The 15,960-nt window shown below is 52.2% G+C and carries 13 protein-coding genes, 1 tRNA gene and 1 other annotated feature; of the genes, 4 read left to right on the forward strand and 10 right to left on the reverse strand.

Annotation, left to right across the window (positions count from 1 at the left end):
• Positions 1–22: 22 nt before the first annotated feature.
• From RT52_RS05900 to RT52_RS05930, 7 genes are all read right to left on the reverse strand, one after another.
• Positions 23–1,231, reverse strand: a complete 1,209-nt coding sequence (locus tag RT52_RS05900; protein WP_034815810.1) for a M48 family metallopeptidase — start codon at positions 1,229–1,231, stop codon at positions 23–25.
• Positions 1,232–1,326: 95 nt separating this feature from the next.
• Positions 1,327–2,427, reverse strand: coding sequence for a PQQ-dependent sugar dehydrogenase (locus tag RT52_RS05905; protein WP_034815811.1), 1,101 nt, complete (start codon positions 2,425–2,427; stop codon positions 1,327–1,329).
• Between the two features lie 36 nt (positions 2,428–2,463).
• Positions 2,464–3,924: an MDR family MFS transporter gene (locus tag RT52_RS05910; protein ID WP_034815812.1), complete on the reverse strand. Its 1,461-nt coding sequence runs from the start codon at positions 3,922–3,924 to the stop codon at positions 2,464–2,466.
• A 175-nt stretch (positions 3,925–4,099) separates the two neighbouring features.
• Positions 4,100–5,395: an ABC transporter substrate-binding protein gene (locus RT52_RS05915; protein WP_051622701.1), complete on the reverse strand. Its 1,296-nt coding sequence runs from the start codon at positions 5,393–5,395 to the stop codon at positions 4,100–4,102.
• Between the two features lie 181 nt (positions 5,396–5,576).
• Positions 5,577–6,557 (reverse strand): aspartate--ammonia ligase, encoded by a 981-nt coding sequence (gene asnA, locus RT52_RS05920; RefSeq protein ID WP_034815813.1) that lies wholly within the window; start codon positions 6,555–6,557, stop codon positions 5,577–5,579.
• Between the two features lie 67 nt (positions 6,558–6,624).
• Positions 6,625–6,866: a binding site (T-box leader), on the reverse strand.
• A gap of 106 nt (positions 6,867–6,972) precedes the next feature.
• A complete protein-coding gene (locus RT52_RS05925) occupies positions 6,973–7,878 on the reverse strand; it encodes a carbohydrate ABC transporter permease (RefSeq protein ID WP_235193458.1) in 906 nt (301 codons plus the stop codon).
• On the reverse strand, positions 7,875–8,780 hold the full coding sequence (locus RT52_RS05930) for a carbohydrate ABC transporter permease (protein WP_034815814.1): 906 nt from the start codon (positions 8,778–8,780) through the stop codon (positions 7,875–7,877). Before RT52_RS05930 ends, RT52_RS05925 begins: the two co-directional genes overlap by 4 nt.
• A gap of 244 nt (positions 8,781–9,024) precedes the next feature.
• Between RT52_RS05930 and RT52_RS05935 the strand changes: the two genes are divergently transcribed.
• From RT52_RS05935 to RT52_RS05945, 3 genes are all read left to right on the forward strand, one after another.
• Positions 9,025–10,710, forward strand: coding sequence for a formate--tetrahydrofolate ligase (locus tag RT52_RS05935; protein WP_034815816.1), 1,686 nt, complete (start codon positions 9,025–9,027; stop codon positions 10,708–10,710).
• Positions 10,711–10,729: 19 nt separating this feature from the next.
• On the forward strand, positions 10,730–11,659 hold the full coding sequence (locus RT52_RS05940; RefSeq protein ID WP_245175473.1) for an alpha/beta fold hydrolase: 930 nt from the start codon (positions 10,730–10,732) through the stop codon (positions 11,657–11,659).
• A gap of 167 nt (positions 11,660–11,826) precedes the next feature.
• Positions 11,827–14,388 (forward strand): SH3 domain-containing protein, encoded by a 2,562-nt coding sequence (locus RT52_RS05945; protein WP_034815817.1) that lies wholly within the window; start codon positions 11,827–11,829, stop codon positions 14,386–14,388.
• A 41-nt stretch (positions 14,389–14,429) separates the two neighbouring features.
• On the opposite strand, the gene RT52_RS05950 is transcribed toward RT52_RS05945, so the two are convergent.
• The 3 genes from RT52_RS05950 to RT52_RS05960 are packed head-to-tail and all read right to left on the reverse strand — an operon-like array spanning position 14,430 to position 15,756.
• The gene (locus RT52_RS05950) at positions 14,430–14,843 is read right to left on the reverse strand and encodes a hypothetical protein (protein ID WP_034808598.1); all 414 of its coding nucleotides are present in this window, start codon (positions 14,841–14,843) and stop codon (positions 14,430–14,432) included.
• Entirely contained in the window at positions 14,840–15,394 is a 555-nt protein-coding gene (locus RT52_RS05955; protein ID WP_034815818.1) for a hypothetical protein, read from the reverse strand. The genes RT52_RS05950 and RT52_RS05955 overlap by 4 nt, the downstream gene beginning before the upstream one ends.
• Before the next feature lie 2 nt (positions 15,395–15,396).
• On the reverse strand, positions 15,397–15,756 hold the full coding sequence (locus tag RT52_RS05960; RefSeq protein WP_034815819.1) for a hypothetical protein: 360 nt from the start codon (positions 15,754–15,756) through the stop codon (positions 15,397–15,399).
• Positions 15,757–15,885: 129 nt separating this feature from the next.
• On the opposite strand from RT52_RS05960, the gene RT52_RS05965 reads away from it, so the two are divergent.
• A tRNA-Gly gene (locus RT52_RS05965) sits at positions 15,886–15,959 on the forward strand.
• Position 15,960 lies beyond the last annotated feature (1 nt).

The raw sequence follows: 15,960 nt of genomic DNA on the forward strand, positions 1-15,960 counted from the left end.
TTCTACAGAACGAACCTCTACATCACTCGTACGAGCGCAATAATTCCACTAAATCGAAAGGATGTCCTTCCGCAACTGCCAAATCACGTGGCGTCATGCCGTCCATGTTCTCAATCGACGCATCGGCCCCGTTCTCAAGCAATAGCTCGACCGTCGCGTAGTCGACTTCTTCGTTATAGAACAAGTTATGGAGCGGCGTGTCGCCATATCCGTCTTGCGCGTTGACATCGGCACCGCCTAAAATCTCGGCTTCAATCTCGTCATAGCTCGCATTGTCATAGGCAAGCTGTGAAAGTGGATCTTCCATCGTCATATCGGTGAATCCTTCACTAAATGGTGTCGAGGCAAGACTCGCGAACCCGTCACTCATGACGAGCCACGCGATGATGGCCCCGTTCAACACGACCGTCATGGCAATCGTCCCAATGATTGACGCTTTGACATATCCGGCCGTCTTGAATACCGGTACATTCACTTCGCCAGCTGCCGTGGCAATGGCGGCGATTCGTTTCGGTAGCGTCGGATGTGTCGAAATGAGTTCACTGTATTTGGCGATAAAGCCGTTCTCACGGCTCGCCTCTTGTAAATAGTCGAACTCGTTCACTTCCTTAGCGAGCGTGCCACCAACTGCAAGGACGGTAAGCGCCTGCTTCGCTGCCGCTTCGTCTTGAATATAATGGGCCGCCATCCGGTCGCACGTATATTCGCAAGCCCGCGAGTAGGCCGACCCGAGGAACGGGACGATATTCCCGAGCAAGACGAGCCATTGTTTTTGCACATGGTTACGGCGAATATGCGCTAGTTCATGCGCAATAATGAACTCGACTTCTTTCACTTGACCGTTCCGTGACAACTCAACGATGTCTGAGTATAAAATAATCATATTCTTTTGGAAGAACCGTGTCGCGAACGCGTTCAAGATGCCCCCGGCTTGCAAGATATAGACGTCCGGTAACATCCGGATGCCCATCCCTTGTCCGACGCGTTGATATATCTCATACAGATCCTTAAATTGATGTTCCGTCACTTTGACCCCGTTCGTTCGGATATAGCCGATTTGAATCCAGTGGGCGAACATCGATAATGACACGATGAAGCCGATGATGACTAAAAAGATGCCGAGTGAGGCAATCGTTAAGACGATGGCTAAAAGAATTGTCATAACGCTCGCCGCGACGAGCAAGCCGAAATACAAGTTTTCATGCTTATGAATAAGTTTTGTTTGATTCACGTAATATTCCCCTTCATTTTCCAATTAACAACCTAATTATAGCGACTTACTTTCAAAAAGCAACAAAAAAATAGAAACTGACAAAGTGTCAGTTTCTATCGAATCGTCACGCGATACAATTGATCGTCGTCGGCACCCGGATTGCCGCGTCCGTCCGTATTGTTCGTGATGTAATACAGCACGTCCCCTTCGAGCCAGACGTCACGTATCCTGCCTTTATCCTCGATGATCGAGAGCACGTCACGCGTCTCGCGATCGAGGGCGACGAGACGATTCCCGCGCAACGTTGCCATATAGACGTATTCCTCATCCGCGACGATTCCGGACGGGGCCCACGAGGTCGAACCGACTTCGAACCATGGCGTCTCGAGCCCGTCCGCGGTCTCATCCGCCTCAATCAACGGCCATCCATAATTTTTTCCTTGCTCGATGCGATTGACTTCATCGTGACCGGATGCCCCGTGCTCACTCGCATAGAGGACATCGTCAACACTCGCCAACCCTTGCGGATTACGGTGACCTGAAGAATAGATCCAGTCAGTCGGTTCCCCTTCACCGGACAGCGGAATTCGAAGAATCTTCCCAGCGAGCGACGTCTCATCTTGGGCGAGGTCAGGGACGAGCGCATCGCCGTTCGTCACCCAAAGCGCCTCACCGTCCAAAAGCAATCGGCCGCCGTTATGGAACTGCGCACCCGGGATGTCTTCGAGGATGACGTCCGTCTCGACGAAGCGGTCCTCTTCCCATGTCAGTTCGACGACACGATTTTGGACGTTGCCTGGTGTGCCGTACGTGTGGTAAGCGTACAGTTGGCGCGAGGTGTCGAAGTCCGAAGCGAGGGCGAGGCCGAGTAGCCCTCCTTCGCCAATCTCGAGCACCGCTTCAGTCAACTCGACGGTTTGCCGGTCCACGTTCCCTTCCTCATCGATGACGGCGATCGTACCACCGCGTTCTGAGACGAGCCAGCCGTCTTCGATCCTTGCAATGGACCACGGCGCTTCGAGTTGGCTTGCGACAGCTTCACTCGTTCCGACCGACAAGCCTTCACCCTCGTCAGTCGTTTGTTCGTTTTCAGTCTCGTCCGTTTGTTCAGGCGCCTGTTCAATCGGTGTTTCGTCTTGCGCTCCATCCTCTGCCGGTTCGGTTGCACATCCGGCGACGAAGATGAGGCCTAACATGAGAATCCATCGTTTCACGATAATCGCCTCCCTTGTCTCCATCATAACGCGATTTTAGTTGTCGCGTGAAGGCTCGGGTGGGTGCACCGGCAAACGAAGCGCGATGAGAAGCGCGATGAACGCGGCAAGCGCGGCCCCGGCAAAGACGGTGTTCAAGCCATCTGCAATCAACTGCTCACCTTGCAGACGGACACCCGTCTCAAGCGCCGTGCTCGCGGCCCGGTTAAAGAATGATTCGAGCGAGACGCCACGTAGCGCCTCTTCCGTCCGAAACCCGCTCAAGACGATGAAGTTAAAGACGGCCCCGAACACGGCGACGCCAAGCGTTTGACCGACCGTGCTCAAAAATGAGTTCGCGGCGGTCGCCGTTCCACGCTCCCGATATGAGACGACCGTCTGCAAGACGACGATAAACATCGGTTGCGATAATCCGAAACCGACGCCAATTAAGGCGACGGCGAGATAGACGAACACGTCGGGACTCGCTTGCGTGAGGCTCGTCAGAAGAATCGTACCGAAAAGCAACAGGCTCATCCCCGATACGGCGCGGCGTCTCGGGGAAGCCGCACCGAGCGTCCGGCCGCCGATAATCGAGGTGACCGTCCACGACACGGAGAGCGGCATGAGCATGAACCCTGCCTCTGTCGCCGTCTTCCCGAGGACCGCCTGTGCCCAAATTGGAATATACGCCGACATCGACACGAGCACCCAGGCCGCAAAGAAGACGGCCCCGTTAATCGACGCGATCACCGGATGCTTTAACAGCGCGAACGGGAATAGCGGTGTCTTAGCACGACGTTCGGACACGTAAAAGCTGGCGAGCAACAACAGACTCGCCACCCCACTGATGATGACCGGAGACGTCCAAACGTTCGTCTCGCTGAACGTGATGAGGGCATACAGGAATGCTGACGTCCCTCCCGCAAACAACAGGGCACCTTTGACATCAATCCGCTCCGTCGTTTCGCTCACATTTTCTTTATAGAAGGCGACAATCATCAAGAACGAGAGGAGCGCAAACGGAACGTTCAGTAAAAAGACGTAACGCCAAGACAATGTCTCGACCAAAAAACCACCAATTACAGGACCCAACACACCGGAGACCCCCCAGACGGCACTCAAGATTCCTTGAATCTTCCCGCGCTCCTCGTATTTATACAAGTCCCCGATAATCGTCATCGAGATCGGCAGCACCGCACCGGCGCCAAGCCCTTGTAGCGCCCTGAAAATGATCAGTTGTTCCATCGACCCGGCAAGCCCACAGAGAAGCGAGGCGACCGTGAACAACCCGATTCCGAATAAGAGTACGCGTTTACGTCCGAACAAGTCAGCCACTTTCCCGTAAATCGGGGTCGAGACCGCCGTGAACAACAAATACGAGGCGAACACCCAACTGACGAGCGCGGCGCCGTTCAACTCGCTCGCGATGACCGGTGTCGCGACGGATACGACCGTCCCTTCAATCGCGGCTAAAAAGGTCGCAAGCAGTAAGGCGACCGTGACATTCTTTCTCATCCCATTCATCTCCCCAACAAAATAGTGGCGTCGGTCAGTCCCGAACGCCACCTCAACTGTCTATTATTTTGTCTGAGCGACGCTTGTTTGACAAGAGAGAATACTTAAGCAAGAGAATGATTTCAGTTTATCCAAAAAAAAACAGGCGCGAAGGGGTCATTTCGCGCCCGTGTCTTCATTTCGTCTTATCGAGCCAGACTTTTGTGAAGTCTTGCAACATCTCGTCTCCGGTCTTTTGACCGCCGACGTACGCCTGCATCAACGCACCGTACTCATTGACGGCACCGTCTGGATATTTGAACCAGTTCCACGAGATGGTCTTGCCTTCATTCGAGTAGGCGAGAATATCATCGGCGAGCGGGCCGAGGTCGTTCGCTTCAATCGACTTAAACGCCGGGATGAATTTGAACTTGTTGACCATATAGTCTTGTCCCGTCTCAGATGTCGCCATCCACTCGAGGAAATCCTTCGCTTCTTCTTTATATTGTGAGTTCTTGTTGACGACCCAGTTGTTCGGGACGCCGACCGGCAGACGGTCCATCTTCTCTTTGTCATCATTGATTGGAATCGGCACGAAGCCCATCTCGATGTCCGGATTCACGTCGAGAATCATCTGTTGGGCCCAGTTCCCTTGCTGGAGCATCGCCGTCTCGCCTTGAGCGAACTGCGTGACTTGCGTGTTGTAATCTGTCGTGAGCGGGTTCTTGTTCCCGTATTTGATTGTGAGGTCGAACAGTTTCAAGAACTGTTGGAACTGCTCGTTGTCTTCGAATTTCGCTTTATTGTCGTTCAACGCCTGAATAAAGGCATCTGGGTCGTCTTGCTGCGCCACCGGGATATTCAATAGATGGATACCGAGAATCCAAAACTCAGCGTACCCGACCGAAAATGGCGTGATGCCCGCTTGATCGAGTTTTTCCGCCGCCTCCGTCAACTCGGACAACGTCTTCGGCAATTCGTTGATTCCGGCCTTTTTGAACAGCTCTTTGTTATAGATGAAGCCATATCCTTCTAGGTTCATCGGCATGCCATACAACTTGCCGTCCATCGTCATCGGCTCTTTGGCGACGTCGCTCAAGTCGCCGACCCACTTCTCATCCGAGAGGTCTTCGAGTTTGTCTTGCCACGTCTTCGCTTCTGTGAAACCGCCGTTGTTGAAAATGTCCGGCTCATTGCCCGAAGCAAATTGTGATTTCAACGCCGCACCGTAATCGGCACCGCCTCCGACCGTTTGCACCGTCACTTTGACGCCTGTTTCTTCTTCGTATTCTTTCGCCATCGCCTCGAGGTCTTTCGCGATTTCAGCTTTGAATTGGAACACGTTCAACGTCACTTCTTTTTTCTCGCCTTCGTTCGCGTTCGCATCGTTCGACCCTTCGTTCTCAGTGAGCGAACCGCCTCCACACGCCGCAAGCGTCATCACCATGCCCGCCGTCATGACGGCCGTGGACAGTCTCCATGTTCGTTTCATCCTGATTCCTCCTTTGACAGTTGATGGGTTCACGCAATCCCATCGGTACATCCTTAATGTAAATGAAAACGCTTCCATTATGTAGGTGTAAAAATTGACGTGTAGGGTGGAAAATGTTGCACAGAAAACCAGGACTTCCATAAATGAAAGTCCTGGTGACGAGTTTCTTCTATATTATTAATTACAGCAAGCTGATGCCGGCTTCCTCACATGCGGCCACGACTTCACTCGGCCAAACCGATGATTGGACTTCACCGATGTGACGGGCCCGGAGGAGATACATCGCGACACGCGACTGTCCGATTCCGCCGCCGATTGTAAGTGGCAGACGTCCTTCAAGAACAGCCTGGTGGAATGGGTACTTCCGCTTCTCTTCAGCGCCTGCGATTTCAAGTTGCTTCGCAAGGGCCGCTTCATCGACACGAATACCCATCGACGACAATTCGAACGCAGACTCGAGTTCAGGGTGCCAGACGAGGATGTCGCCGTTGAGCGACCAGTCGTCATAGTCTGCCGCTCGACCGTCATGCTTCTCACCTGAAAGGAGGGCGCCTCCGATTTGTGAGATGAACACTGCACCGTATTCTTTACAAATCGCGCTTTCCCGATCTTTTGATGAGAGCGTCGGATAGGCGTCTTCGAGTTCTTGGCTCGTGATGAAATGGATCGCCTCAGGAAGAATCGCTTTGATGTCATACTTCGCCTCGACCGTCTTTTCCGTCTCTAGAAGAGCCGCATAAATCGATTCGACCGTCGCCTTCAAGTAATCCGTCGTCCGCTCTTCACGGGTGATGACGCGTTCCCAGTCCCACTGATCAACATATAGCGAGTGCGTCGCATCGAGTTCCTCGTCGCGACGAATCGCACGCATCTGTGTGTAGAGCCCTTCCCCGGCAGCGAACCCGTAACGCCCGAGCGCCTCGCGTTTCCATTTTGCGAGTGACTGGACAATCTCGAGCTCATGTCCCGGGTACTGTGTGTCGAATTGGATGATGCGTTCCACACCGTTCAAATGATCGTTCACACCGCTCGCCGACGTGACGAACAACGGAGCTTGGACTTGCGTGAGACCGAGCGCCGTGCTGAACTTCTCTTCGAACGTTGCCTTTACCGTCGTGATCGCCTGTTGCTTTTCCTTCATCATGCTTGTTGCTGTTGTCATTTTGTCTTCCTCCAATTGTGGGATATTTAGGACGGAGCAATAGAAAAAAGCCCTCCAATCCCATGGACTATGGGACGGAAGGCTTCAAGCTCCGCGGTGCCACCCAAATTAGTAGACGAATCTACTCACTTTTTCGAGACGAACATCTCGTAGTTCCGATAACGGGGAACGGTCCGGCTACGTCTACTTGCAAAGCGTTCGGGTAGCGACTCCAGGAGGTTCTTCGACAGAGATTTCAGACCGGGCTCTCACCGCCCCCGGCTCGCTTTGCTTACGTCTTCTGTGTACTCGTCCTTTCAATGTCGTTCACAATTGAATTGACCCTATTATTATCAATATTCAGACGAATGTCAACAGTCTTTTTCAAAAAAAATTCTCCCCCGTGTAGCGGACGGGGGAGATCCCTTGGGAAGGGTTATTTGATCGAGCCGCTCGTAATCCCTTTGATAATATGCTTTTGCATACCGAAGAAAAAGACGAGGAGCGGAACGATCCCAAGGACTAATCCAGCGAGTGCCAAATCCCATTGTTTCGTATATTGTCCGAAGAAATAGAACGTCGCGAGCGGAATCGTGCGCAGCTCGATGTCTCGGAGGACAAGTGAAGGTAAGAGAAAATCGTTCCAAATCCATAGGCTATTCAAGATGACGATCGTCACCGTGATCGGTTTTAATAGCGGGAAGACGATGCGCCAAAACACACCCCACGTCGAGCAGCCGTCGATAATCGCGGCTTCTTCAATTTCCTCGGGAATCGATTTCATAAAGCCGTGATATAAGAATACCGAAATGCCGGAACCAAAGCCGAGATACATAATCATCAAGCCCCAATGGCTGTTCAACAACCCGAGAATGCTCGACACCTTGACGAGCGGAATCATGATTGACTGGAACGGGATGACCATCGCTGCGACGAACAAGAAGAAGATGACCGTCGAAATCCAATGTTTCGTCCGCACGAGCTTCCACGCCGCCATCGACGTGAAGATGACGATGAAGAGATTCGCCCCCGCCGTGATGAAGAGCGAGTTAAAGAAGACGCGCCCATAGTTCATGGCTTCCCACGCCTCTGTATAGTTCGATCCGAGCCAAACGTTCGGCAATGCCGACGTATTTGTATAAATCTCCGCAATCGATTTGAACGAATTGACGATCACATAATAGAACGGCACGAGATAAAGCAGACCGAGTAAGATGGCAACCAGTTCAACTAGACCGAGACTCGCCGTATAGCCTCCGGTACGGAGCGGTTTTTGGGGCAACAGCCGCCTCGGGGTTTGATCAAGTTTTGACTCCATCTGTTCAATTTTTTCCGTCGTCATGCTTCCACCTCCCGCTTTTTCGTCAAGTAGACTTGGGTGACCGTAATCGCTGCGACGACGAGGAAGAAGATGACCGCCTTGGCCGACCCGAGTCCGTAATTATTGTTCACGAACGATTCCGTGTAAATGTTCAAAGCGAGCATCTCGGTCGATTTGAACGGTCCGCCGTTCGTGAGCGACAAGTTCGTATCGAACACTTTGAACGACCAGGAAATCGTCAAGAACAAACAAATCGTGATGGACGGCATAATCATCGGCAGGGTGATATGACGTAACATCTTCAACCGATTGGCCCCATCGATTTTGGCTGCTTCGAGAAGGTCCGTCGGCACGTTTTGGAGTGCCGCGATGTAGATGACCATGACATAGCCGCCGCCTTGCCAAATCGCGACGATGACGATTCCCCAAAACGCCGTCTGGGCATCCCCCAACCACGGCAGTTCGAACAAGCGCCACCCGGTGAGTGAGCCAATCGACTCAAACCCTTTAACGTAGATGAACTGCCAGATGAACCCGAGGATGAGTCCGCCAATCAAGTTCGGCATGAAAAAGACCGTCCGCAGCAGATTGCGCGTCTTTATGTTCAACGTCAGCAACAATGCGAGCGAAAACCCGACGACGTTCGTCAATAAAACGGCGACGAGTGTATATTTCGTTGTGATCCAAAACGACGCCCGAAACTGTTCATCTTCAAACAATAGACGCTCATAGTTGTCGAGTCCGATGAAGTTCAACTGTCCGGTCACCCCGTTCCAATCCGTGAAACTGTAATAGATTCCGTTAAAGAACGGGATGAGAACGATGGCCACGAACGCCAAAAATGCTGGGCCGACGAAGCCGATAAAACTGACCGATTTCTTCCAATTTCGTCTTCGCTTCGTTCGTTTCGTTTTATCTGTCATGTTGATCGCCTCCACTATCAATTTACATGGATACCAACGTTATGAAAACGGATACATTTGACGGAATGGGTGGAATATATTGAACTTACCGGATGAATTTCAAGCAGCGATACTGTATGATATACACAATGACAATACGAACGAGACCGTTCAAATAAGCGAAACAGATTCATTTACGGATCGATTCACGAATGAAACGATTACTTTATTAACAAAACGTTCGAAAGTGGAGGGAATTTTGTATATGACGACCATCAAGCCATTGACCGACCTGACGATTGCCCAACAAGCCGAGATGCTCCCTATCAAACAGATTGCAGAAAAGCTCGGATTGAAAGAAGACGACCTCGATTTGTATGGCAAATACAAAGCAAAATTATCGTTCGATTTGCTCGACGACGTGAAGACGCGGACGGATGGGAAACTCGTTCTCGTCACGGCGATTAACCCAACACCAGCCGGCGAAGGGAAATCGACCGTCACCGTCGGACTCGGACAAGCGCTCAATCGTCTCGATAAGCAAGCAATCGTCTGTCTCAGGGAACCCTCCCTCGGCCCGACGATGGGCTTAAAGGGCGGTGCGGCCGGCGGTGGCTTCAGCCAAGTGTTGCCGATGGAAGATATCAACCTGCACTTCACTGGTGACATGCACGCCATCACGGCGGCACATAATACGATTAGCGCGATGCTTGATAATCACTTACATCAAGGGAACGACCTCGGGATCGACGTCCGAAATATCGTCTGGAAACGCGTCCTCGATTTGAATGACCGAGCACTTCGTAACGTGACAATCGGCCTCGGTGGTCCCGTTCACGGTGTCCCGCGGGAAGACGGGTTCGATATCACCGTCGCCTCAGAAATCATGGCGATCCTCTGTCTCGCCGACTCTCTCAGCGACTTAGAAGCTCGCATCAAGCGCATCGTCGTCGCCTACGACCGTGACAACGAACCGGTCACGGCCGAACAACTCGGCGCAGCCGGTGCGGCGACGCTGCTTTTAAAAGAGGCGTTCAAACCGAACTTGGTCCAGACGCTCGAACAGACGCCGGCCCTCGTGCACGGTGGACCGTTCGCGAACATCGCCCACGGATGTAACTCCCTCATCGCCACGAAGACCGCATTAAAGCTTGGGGAGTACGTCGTCACGGAGGCGGGATTCGGGGCTGACCTCGGTGCCGAAAAGTTTTGCCACATCAAATCACGCATCGGCGAATTGAGCCCGGATGCCGTCGTCCTCGTGGCGACCGTCCGCGCACTCAAGATGCATGGTGGGGTCGCGAAAGACGCGCTTCACGTCGAACATGTCGAAGCTGTCAAACGAGGGCTGCAGCTACTCGCGAAACATGTCGAGACGATGGCGAAACTCGGCCTCCCGGTCGTCGTCGCCCTTAACCGCTTCAACTCCGATACGGAAGAAGAGCTCGCAGCGGTCCTCGACTGGTGCCGCTCGCAACAAATCCGCGTCGCGCTCAGTGAAGTGTGGGCACACGGTGGACAAGGCGGTGAAGCACTCGCCGAGGCCGTCATTGCAGCGGTCGAGTCGAACGAGGCGGCCCTGACTCCGCTCTATGAGCTGACCGCATCAATCGAAGACAAAATCACGACCATCGCTCGGGAAGTGTACGGTGCATCGGACGTGACGTTCACGGCGAAGGCCCGTAAACAGATGGCCCACATCCAAGCGAACGGATGGGCCGATTTACCAATCTGTATGGCGAAGACGCCGTTCTCGCTCTCGGACGACCCGACAAAAGTCGGCTATCAAGCAGGCTTCACTGTCACCGTCCGTGAATTGAAACCGTCCGTCGGCGCCGGCTTCCTCGTCGCGTTGACAGGTAACGTCTTGACGATGCCAGGGCTCCCAAAACAACCGGCCGCACTCAACATGGGAATCGATGCGACCGGTAACGCGATCGGACTATTTTGAATACTTCGGAGGGATGAGCTTGAACGTTACAGTGCATACGTATGCAGACGGATATCGGACGAACATCTTTACTGTGAGAGCGACGAACGCCGTCGCCGACTGCTTTTTGTTCCACGGCATGTTAGAACATCATGAACGCTATCACGAGTTCGCTAGCCACTTGGCGGAAAATGGTTTTAATGTATATGTTTGTGATTTACGTGGTGCAGGTGCGCTCGCGAAAGAACAAGGGAGCTACGCGCATTTGCTTCCAAATGAAGGGTTTCAGCAGATGGTCACGGATGCGATGCACGTCATCGAACAGTACGGGAACGGCCTGCCGATTTTCGTGCTCGGACATAGCTTCGGGTCCCTCTTGTCGCGGCGGCTCGGCCAGGTGATGGGCCATCGACTCGCAGGCGTGGTCGCCATCTCCCCTCCGCCTGGGTCCGGGGTCATCGGTCGAATCGGCCGGTTCGCCATCGATGCGACCATCCGTCGAAAAGGGAGCGATTATCCGTCGCGCCTGTTCGAGCGTCTAATGTTCGGTCGCTATAATCTGAAGTTCTTACCCGCAAAAACGGAAAGCGATTGGATCTCAAGTGACCCGGAAGAAGTGACGTCGTACCGGAACGACCCGCACTGCGGCGGACTGCCGACACTCGGGTACTTATATGAGGTGGCAAGCGCCTCGCTCGACGTCACCTCGCTCCCACGAATCCACGAACATCCGAAGACGCTACCGCTCCTGTTCGTCGTTGGGGCGGACGATCCGGTCGTCCATGACGGGGAAGGCTTGAAAGGAATGGTAAGGAACTATCAGATAGCCGACATCGAAGTGACCGTCCTATCTTATGACGGGGCGCGCCACGAAGTGTTACGAGAGACGAACCGGACCGAGGTATGGAACGATATCACGGCTTGGCTACTACAGACGACTTCTATCCCACTTGAAAAAACCTCCATTTAATAGGAGGTTTTTTCTTTTTGTAAAATTCATACATACGTATTCTAAATCATTTACCTTTTTTGAAATTTTTCATCTTCTTTCCATTTTTTCTGTACGCTATACTTAGACCGCACACTAAAAAACTACCAGTTATGTATAGATTCACATGGATTGAAAGGGGTAACACATTGAAACCAACGATGACAAGACTCAGCGTGGCCGTCCTCGTCTCGAGCACTGTGCTCAGCACGATCGGCCCGATGCAGTCATACGCAGCAACATACGAAGGCACGGTAAACACCTCTATTTTGAATGTACGGTCTTCGACGTCGACCACTTCAACAATCGTCGGCAAGTTGACGCAAGGAACGACGGTCCATGTCTATTCGACGAGCAACAATTGGGCCGAAATCGATTTCCAAGGCCAAAAACGGTACGTGTCGTCTTCTTACTTGACGCTCAAGCCGACCGTTGCGAAAACGAGTACGACCCAGACGTATACAGCCAACGAGAACGTCAACATGCGCTCGGCAATGACGACGACCGCTCCAATCGTCACGACGATTCCAAAAGGCGCGACCGTCACCTACGTGTCGACACATGGCGCGACGGGCTCATGGTTCAAAGTGACATACGGCGGGAAAACAGGTTACGTGGCACAACGTTACTTCACACTCTCAGGAGGTGGAACGGTGACTCCTCAAGCAAACGCCACGCACACGACCGTCAACAACACGTCGATGCATAGTTCGATGATTTCAACGGCACCTGTTCTCGTCACGATTCCAAAAGGCGCAAGCGTGACACTCGTCTCAACGCACGGGGCGACCGGATCTTGGGCGAAAGTGACGTACGCAGGGAAAACCGGCTATGTGGCCATGCGCAACCTGCAAGCCATCGTCACGTCAGCACCAACGACGCTCTACGTCAAGACGGCGACGAGCGTGTTCAGCTCGACATCGACGACAGGGCAATCTCTCGGTACGTTAGCAGTCGGATCGAGTGTACGACTCGTCTCGACACACGGAGCGACCGGGTCTTGGGCAAAAGTGACGGCCGGGACATTGACAGGCTATGTCCCGATGCGTAACTTGTCTGAAACGGTAGTCGCCGCACCGGTGACACCGTATTACGCACAACGAACGGCGACGATGTATTCGTCTATGTCAACATCACGGACCGTTGTTCAATCGATTCCAGTAGGCGCGAAAGTCGATCACCTTTCTACTCATGGGGCGACAGGGTCATGGTATATGATTCGTTACGCCAATAAAACAGGATACGTGGCGGCTCGTGATTTTTCACTAACTGCCCCGTCCACTTCAACCGAACAATACGGACCAGAGCGTGAAGTCCAAGTCGTCTCAAACAATACACCTTTAAACGTACGTCCGACCCCATCGACTATCAACACAGCCATCGGAACGCTCGCACACGGAACGATCGTCAACGTGAAGCCTGTCTTGAATACAGAATGGGGAATCTTGACGAGCGGTAGTTTTGTCGGAGGCTACATTCATTTAAGCTATACAGCACCCGTCTCGACGACACCGCCAACTACCGGCATTCAACGGGTCGTATCTCATACGTCTTATCCAATCTCTGTGCGTGCCATGGCGGAACGTCAAGTCGCTCAGTTTGGTCAAACAGATGCGCACCGTAGCGCCCCAGCTTATTTACCGCGTGCCTGGGTAAGTGTGAGCGGAAATACCGGTACCATCGTAAATAATCAACTTCGCGTCATCTCTGGAGTGGGGACGGCACTTAAAATGTCGGCCTCTTCTACTGCAGTCACAATCGCGACGATACCTAACGGGACGAACATCGAGTATGTGGATCGGCAAGTTGTCGGCACAGCTGTTTGGTATCGCGTCAAATATGGCTCTATGACTGGTTTTGTTACACCAAGTTCGGTCGTTGGTGCAGTTAACATCCTTAGTCAACCGAGTTTGACATCACACGCATACGGTCAAATTAATCCTGGCGAGACTGTTACCATCACTGGTCAGACAGGCACTTACTATACGGTTTCCTACCGCCGCCCTGCAGGACATAATATCCGAATATTTGATAATGTGTGGCGTCGAGCCTCTGTGACGGATCTCGAACCGTTTGTAAACCCGAATAACTTCGACCAAAATTCCCAAGCGTTCTATCAGTTCCTTGATTTATCAAAGAGCGCCGGGACGACTGCAGCAACATTGAATAGAGTGCTCACAAATAGCGGCACACTAACGAACCAAGGGCAAGCATTCATTAACGCTGCAAATCAATATAGCATTAACGAAATTTATTTACTGGCACACGCCGTCCATGAGACAGGTCACGGAAAATCCTTGCTCGCTCAAGGGGTGCCGGTCGATAAAGATGGGAATGCCCTAATCAACTCAAGCGGGACTCGAATCCACCCAGATCGCGAAGTCGCTGCAACCGTCTACAATATGTACGGAATCCAAGCCGTAGATAGCAGTCCGCTCGCCACAGGAGCTAAATTCGCCTTCGATCAGAAATGGTTCACTCCTGAAGCCGCCATCGTCGGTGGAGCTTATTGGATTGGTGCGAGTTATATCAATCACCCGACGCATAAACAAAATACGCTTTATAAAATGCGCTTCAATCCTGCCAACCCGGGCGTGCACCAATATGCGACCGATATCGGTTGGGCGACAAAACAGACGACGCGCATTTATCAAACGTACCAAACACTTGACTCTTATACACTTCACTTTGATGTACCAAAGTTCCAATAACAAACAAGAGACACGAGCCAAACTTGGCATCGTGTCTCTTTTCATGTCCATTCAATCGAATCGATGATCGCTTCAATCTCTAATTTTTCATCCGTCCGTTTATCGGCGACGTACGTCAAGAACAAGAGACGTTTTCCGTCGGTGAGCGACCAGACGTCGAGATGCATCCCGTCCTCAATCCCACTCGCATAAGCGGTCGTCATGCCTGCCGACTGATCGGTCACACTCGGCGCGACTTTCACATCAATCGGAAATTCTCCTAAGAACGTGTTCAGCTCTTGGAGCGCCGCATCCTCCGGGCGCTGTTCGGCCTCCGCCTCATAGATGGACATCTGTAACGTCCCTTGCGCGTCAGGCTCAACCGAGTAAAAACTGACGTGATCTTCTTCTTCGTTATATTCAAAGTGTTCTGGATACGCCAAACGAATCCAGCCATCGATTTCATATTCTTTCATGCAGTCTTCTCCTTCGTCTTTTTAAATGCTAAGCCGGTCACCATCTTGGCTTGGAGCGCATATTTTAATCGCTCCGTCACGTACAGGCGTTGGCTGTTTACGTCTTGGGCAATCATATGCCCAAATAAATTCATGCGAACGGTTTGATGCGAGAGAAAATAAAGGCGTTCGGAACTAAGGGGACGGTATTCTCCAGAGTCCTCCAAATGCTCGATTTCAAAACGTCTCAACACGTTGAGGGCACAATATTCGTCGGATCGCCCCGTCGTCGTATGCAACTCGACACGGACGAGCTGGACGTCATATGGACATAGGTTCATAAAGATTGGCGCGATTCGTGCATGAATCAAGAGTACGCCCATATCGCTCTCAATCAAATCAGGCAGCGTCCCTTTGTCTTGCGAGATGCTCAAGACGACGTATGGACGTTCTGTCGGTGCGAGCAATTCCCCTTTAAAGAAGCGGAATCGTTGTATGCCGGTCAATACACGGGCCCGCCAAGCATTTCCGCGCGCCTCCGCTTCAATCCGATACAGCCTCTCTCCACTCACGACTACTCCCCCTTCAATTGTTTGAGCGCCTCGACGAATCGGTCCCACTCCTGATTGTCACAGACGACCTTACTTTCAATTCCCCATTCTTCCTCAATCTTCAAACGTACCTCGTTCGACTCGACGTGACGTTGAAGCGAGGCAGCGCCAAACCGAATCGAGGTCGGTTCAATCGTGAGTTGCTCGAACGGCCGGCTGACCCACTTGACACGCTCCGTCCGTAAAATGACCGACCAGTCCCGGTCGTGCCGAAACGAAAACGTCCAATCTCGGAGGTTGATCGTCCGCTCGGTTTCTTTCGCTTGTTTCATCATCCGAAACCCTTCGCTCATCAACTGCAAATACGACTTCCGCTCGCTCATGACCGCTCACTCCCCTCTTCTATTATCTTAGCAAGATAACGTACCGCGCCACAACCAATGTTTTTTCAAAAAAAGGTTTGCAAACTCAAATTCCTATGCTATTATATTTATCGTAACGTTAAACGTTTCGCGGGTGTAGTTTAATGGTAAAACCTCAGCCTTCCAAGCTGATGACGAGAGTTCGATTCTCTTCACCCGCTCCAT

The sequence above is a fragment of the Exiguobacterium alkaliphilum 12/1 genome (assembly GCF_000714435.1).
Lineage (GTDB): Bacteria > Bacillota > Bacilli > Exiguobacteriales > Exiguobacteriaceae > Exiguobacterium > Exiguobacterium alkaliphilum.

Excerpts from the sequence above, each read along its gene's own strand:
- RT52_RS05935 (WP_034815816.1), top strand. The coding sequence starts at position 9,025 with ATGACGACCATCAAGCCATTGACCGACCTGACGATTGCCCAACAAGCC.
- RT52_RS05930 (WP_034815814.1), bottom strand. The coding sequence starts at position 8,780 with ATGACAGATAAAACGAAACGAACGAAGCGAAGACGAAATTGGAAGAAA.
- RT52_RS05950 (WP_034808598.1), bottom strand. The coding sequence starts at position 14,843 with ATGAAAGAATATGAAATCGATGGCTGGATTCGTTTGGCGTATCCAGAA.
- asnA (WP_034815813.1), bottom strand. The coding sequence starts at position 6,557 with ATGACAACAGCAACAAGCATGATGAAGGAAAAGCAACAGGCGATCACG.
- RT52_RS05925 (WP_235193458.1), bottom strand. The coding sequence starts at position 7,878 with ATGACGACGGAAAAAATTGAACAGATGGAGTCAAAACTTGATCAAACC.
- RT52_RS05910 (WP_034815812.1), bottom strand. The coding sequence starts at position 3,924 with ATGAGAAAGAATGTCACGGTCGCCTTACTGCTTGCGACCTTTTTAGCC.
- RT52_RS05915 (WP_051622701.1), bottom strand. The coding sequence starts at position 5,395 with ATGAAACGAACATGGAGACTGTCCACGGCCGTCATGACGGCGGGCATG.
- RT52_RS05960 (WP_034815819.1), bottom strand. The coding sequence starts at position 15,756 with ATGAGCGAGCGGAAGTCGTATTTGCAGTTGATGAGCGAAGGGTTTCGG.